The sequence below is a fragment of the Rhodococcus sp. (in: high G+C Gram-positive bacteria) genome (assembly GCF_049286785.1).
Classification (GTDB): Bacteria; Actinomycetota; Actinomycetes; order Mycobacteriales; family Mycobacteriaceae; genus Rhodococcus_F.
The window spans coordinates 1-4,906 of the sequence record NZ_JBAQEO010000324.1; the positions used below are offsets into that span (position 1 = coordinate 1).

3 protein-coding genes and 1 pseudogene are annotated in these 4,906 nt (G+C 67.9%); 2 read left to right on the top strand and 2 right to left on the bottom strand.

The genetic code is table 11. The features are described from left to right. Positions 1–754 (bottom strand): annotated as a pseudogene (locus tag WAW17_RS12340) (hypothetical protein); the annotation flags it as partial. A gap of 62 nt (positions 755–816) precedes the next feature. Between WAW17_RS12340 and WAW17_RS12345 the strand changes: the two are divergent. Then, a complete protein-coding gene (locus WAW17_RS12345) occupies positions 817–2,034 on the top strand; it encodes a lipopolysaccharide biosynthesis protein (protein WP_422333261.1) in 1,218 nt (405 codons plus the stop codon). Positions 2,035–2,067: 33 nt separating this feature from the next. Here WAW17_RS12345 and WAW17_RS12350 read toward each other — a convergent pair whose 3' ends face one another. Then, positions 2,068–3,216, bottom strand: a complete 1,149-nt coding sequence (locus WAW17_RS12350) for a DUF3068 domain-containing protein (RefSeq protein WP_422333262.1) — start codon at positions 3,214–3,216, stop codon at positions 2,068–2,070. A 219-nt stretch (positions 3,217–3,435) separates the two neighbouring features. Here WAW17_RS12350 and WAW17_RS12355 point away from each other — a divergent pair, with 219 nt between their 5' ends. Continuing rightward, positions 3,436–4,647 carry an acyltransferase family protein gene (locus tag WAW17_RS12355; protein ID WP_422333263.1) on the top strand — a complete coding sequence of 404 codons (1,212 nt, stop codon included), beginning with the start codon at positions 3,436–3,438 and terminating at the stop codon, positions 4,645–4,647. Positions 4,648–4,906 lie beyond the last annotated feature (259 nt).

The following is a 4,906-nucleotide window of genomic DNA, read 5'->3' on the forward strand; positions in this document are numbered from 1 at the left end:
CGGCGCGCGCCGCGAACGCCGCCACACCGGCCGGGTCGGAGCCGTCCGCGCCACTACCGGAGAGCGCCGTCGCCGCCAGCCACGGGGCGCTCGCGAGAACGAACAGGACCAGTGCGCCGAGCAGTCGCTGCCACACGCTGGTGCGTCCGCCGGGAAAAGCCGTTACGGCCAGCGCCGTCACCGCCGCCAGCAGCACACCCGTCGGGGTGAGCCCCGCCGCTGCGAGACACGCCGCCAACGCGAACCAGCCGCGGCGATGCCCACGACGGAGAGCGACGGCCGCACATATCGTCCAGGGCAGTGCCGCGTATCCCGTCAGCAGGCTCCAATGACCCTGTAGCAGCCGCTCGGCGACGTACGGATTCCACAGCATGACCGTCGACGCCACGAGCGCAGAACCGAGTCCCGCGGCCGGCAGCACGACCCGGACCATCCGTGCGGCGCCCCAGCCGGCCATCCACAGCGCACCCAGCAGGACGGCCTTCACCACCACACCGCCGTCGACGACAACGCTCAGCGTGGCGATCAGGGCGTCCTGCGGCACTGCCCGTGCGGCGGCGTCGCCCAGCCCGAGAGCCGAATCGGTGAGATACGAGCGGGGAGTGCTGACCGCGTCACGCAACAACAGGTGGCCGGGGCCGAGCAGAGGTCCGAGGATCAGCGCCGCGAGAACGAGGCTGTAGAGCCCCGGGATCAGCGCTTGCGCGGTCTTCACCGGGACGCCGGCACACACTGCTTGGGGCCGGGCGTTCATGACCCGTCACCCTACGGGGTACATCCAGGTGGGCCGCATCGGACGTAGGGCATCATGGGCGCATGTCACGCCAGTCCCTTGACACCTCGGCGGTCGCGGGGGTGACGATGGTGACGATCGGGTCGATGATCGCGAATATCGCGTCCTACCTGCTGCATCTCCCGGCCAGCCGCTGGCTCGGACCGGCCGGGTACGGCGAATTCGCCAGTCTGCTGGCCGCCCAACTCGTCCTCGCGGTGCCCGCACTCGCACTGCAGACCGTCGTCGCGCGCGAGGTGGTTCGCGGCAGGAGCGCGCATGCCGTCCGGCGACTCGGGTACCGCTGTGCCGTCATCGTCGGGGTCGCCGCGCTCCTGCTGGCCCCCGCGGTGTCGTGGGCGCTGGACACCGGCACGCTCGCCACGTTCTCGGCACTGATGACAGCACCCGTGCTCGTGGTCCTCGGCACCGAACAGGGGCTGCTGCAGGGTGGAGGTCGCTTCGGCCCGCTCAGCATCGTCCTGGCCGGGGCAGGGGTCGCGAAAGTGGTCCCCGCCGTCGTCATGCTTGCGCTGGGCGGCGGGCCGGGACTTGCGCTCGCGGCGAGTGCGGTGGGAACCGCCGTCGTCGCGGTGTCGGCGAGGATCTTCACGGACACCGGGACGGCCGAGGGCAGCACCCGGATCGGAGTGAGTGCCGTCCTCAAAGCGTCGCAGGTGCAGTTGGCGCTGATCGCACTGTCGTCGATGGACCTCGTCATCGCCCGGATCGTGCTCGGCAACGACGATGCCGGCCTCTACGCGCTGGGGGCGGTGGCCACCAAGGCCGCGTTCTGGCTACCGCAGGCAGTCGGGGTGGTGCTCTACCCGCGGATGGCGAACCCCGCCCACTCTGCGCAGGCCATCCGTTCCGCTCTCGCCGTCCTCGTCGGGATCGGGGCGGTGCTGGTGGCAGGTGTCGCGGTGGCGTCCCCCCTCGTCCCGCTGGTGGTCGGCGACGCGTACGCGCCGGTGCAGTCGCTACTGTGGCTCTTCGCGCTCCACGGTGCGTGTCTCGCCGTGCTGCAGGGCGCTCTGCTGTCCGTCATCGCGGGGGAGCGCACCCACCTCGCACTCATCGCCTGGCTCGGCTTCGCGGTCGAGATGATCGCGCTGCCGACCCTCGCATCCACGCTCGGTGAGTTCATCACCGTGGCCGTCACCGTCGCGTCGAGTACGGCCCTGATCGCGAGCATCCTCGCCGTCCGCAGTGCCCGCCGCGACACCCGGGGGCGCAGAGACGACGAAGGGGACCTCGGATGATTCCGAGGTCCCCTTCGTCTTTGTTCGGTGTTCTTACCGCTCGTCGTACCGCCGCGGATCCGTGACCGGGATTTCCTCGGTCTTGTCCGTGGTCCAGTCGCGCTGTCCGGTCTGTGTCTCCGGGCTGCCGTGACGTCGTCCACCGTCGGCCGGCGGGACGCCACCGTTGGGGGTGACGGCCCGGTTGGGGCCCTTGCCGCCGCGGAGGCCGAGGAAGATGCCCGCGATCAGGGCGATCAGGCCGAGGATACCGGCGACGATCGGAATGGTCCGGCCGAGCAGGTTGAGCTGGTCGACGCCGTCCCGGGCCTGTTCGGCCTGGCTCTCGATGGTCTCTTCGCTGAACGGCAGGGTCGCCTTCAACACATCGATCTCAGGCTTGTCCTTGTTCCGAGCGTAGTACTGGTGAACCTGCTCCTGACCCTTGACAGCCACACCGGTCTGGGGCTCGATCCACACGTCGCGCACGTTGGTGTACCAGCGGGTCATGGTGATGGGCAGAGTGCCGCCGGGAACACCCCATGTGTCGGCGGGAAGAGTCAGCTTGTTGGTGGGGAGGTTGACGACCTTCGAGAGATCGACGGGTTCGATGGTCTGGTTGTAATGGTAGACCTTCAGGCCGTTGACCTCGGTCTCCTCGACGAAGTTGATGTCGTTGGTGGTGCGCGCGGTCACGTCGAAGAACGGGTAGCTCTTCTTCTCCGAGTCGAACGGGAACCGGTACTGAAGCCCGTCACGCGGAACTTCCTCGGCCGGCTGGTTCGCCTGTGTCTGGATGGTGCCTACCGGATCGTTCGTCGGCATAGCCGTCTTGCGGTCGACGGTGACGCGGTCCACGAACGCGGTGAGCAAGCCGGTGTCGCCCTGCTTGTCGGTGCGCCGGAGCGTCTGACCATTCTGGATGGTGACCACGTCGGCGTTCGCAGGATCCTCGGCCGTGACGAAGCGCTGCGACACCAACGGAACATTCGTGTTGACTTCCGCCTTGCCTGCGAGAAGTGCCTGCGAGTTGAGCACACTGCCGTTTGCCTTGGCGATCGTGGTCGCCTCGAGATCCAAAGGCGTTTTTGCCAACTTGCTCATCCCATAGGTCGGAATGAGGATGGCGACGGCCAAGAGGAAGGCACCGAGGCCCACCAGAATGTAAGCAAGTATCCGGCTCGGCCCTGAGCGTTCCGCCATGCTGTCTCTCCTAACCCAATTCGTCGATTGAGATTCCCCCACCGGCAGCTGGCTGCACGGATCGCATGGAGCCCACATCGACACCACGTGAGGCAAAACACTAACAGCACGAAGGGCCCATTTGCCCCACCGGATACTAAACCCACCGGCCTTTATCTCCGAAAACGACTCGACAGCAGATTTTCGCCACGCGGTGGGGTACCAGGCACACTGTTCGTGATGAGCAGTTCAGTCAGCACCTCGGCGCCGAGCGTCCCGAGGCCGGTTTCGGCCCACGGGTTCATTCCGGCTCTCGAGGGAATGCGCGGGTTGGCGGCGCTCGGGGTGCTGGTCACCCACGTGGCGTTCCAGACGGGGGCCACGAGCACCGCGGTATTCGGCCGGATCTGGGGCCGATTCGACCTCGCGGTGGCCGTGTTCTTCGCACTGTCGGGATTCCTGCTGTGGCGCGCGCATGCCGGCGCGGCCCGCGGACGCGGTTCCGCGCAGGGCATGGTTCGGTACTGGATCTCGCGGGCCACCCGAATCCTGCCCGCCTACTGGGTGGCGGTGGCGGCGGTGCTGACGTTCATGCCGTCGGCGCATGCCAGCTTCACCTCGTGGTGGGCCAATCTCGCCTTGGTGCAGGTGTTCGTCCCGCTGACCCTTACCGACGGACTCACCCAGATGTGGAGTCTGTCCGTGGAGGTGTCTTTCTATCTACTTCTTCCACTGATCGCGTGGACCCTGTCCCGACTGCGGGGGCCCTCGGCCCGACTGCGTATCCCGGTGATCCTGGCGGTCGTCGCGTTGAGCGCGACGTGGGCGTTCCTGCCGATCCCGACGCCGGATCACATCCACCACGACAACTGGCTGCCCGGCTACCTTCCCTGGTTCGGTGCCGGGATGCTGCTGGCCGAGCTGTCCGTCGCCCCACCCGGCCGGATGCGGCGCTGGGCGCGGCACCGTGGGTGGATGTTCGTGATCGCGGCGGTGGCGTTCGCGTTGACCACAACGGAGCTTGCGGGTCCGGAGGGGCTGGTGCGTCCGGAGCCGTGGCAATACGCGATCAAGATGGCGCTGGGGGCGGTGATGAGTTTCGCGCTCATCGCGCCGCTCGCGCTGGACGACACCGGTCAGCACCGGTTTCTCGCCGGCCCTTTCGCTCTTGCCATCGGCCGGTGGTCCTATGGAATCTTCATCTGGCACCTCGCGGTGCTGTCGATCATCTTCCCGGTCTTCGGGCTCGTTCCCTTCACCGGCCATTTCCTGTATGTGCTGTCGCTGACGACGGTGATCAGTGTCGCGGTCGCCTCGGCCAGTTACGCGTTGGTGGAGGAGCCGTCGCGGCGTGCGGTCCAGCGTTGGCGGGCGCGACGCAGCATCGCGGACCGGCCGAGCGGGAGTACGGCCAGCCCCGTCGCCACCAGTGCGACGAGGATCGGGAACTGAACGAGGAACGAGTGGCCCACGTATCCGTTGGGTGCGCGCCACGGGCCGGTGGACAGCACGGCCATGCCGAGCATGGTGGATGCTCCGGCGACCACGACGAGAACACGTGCGGTGGTGGCGGATCCGCGTAGGCGAACGAGTCCGGCGGCGAGTGCGGTCAGCACCACCGTCGTGGCCCCGCCGACAGGGCCTCCGATCACGACGGCGGCGGCGAACACACCCAGCCACCCGGCGGTGGCGCTCTGCCAGGTTCGAGGAG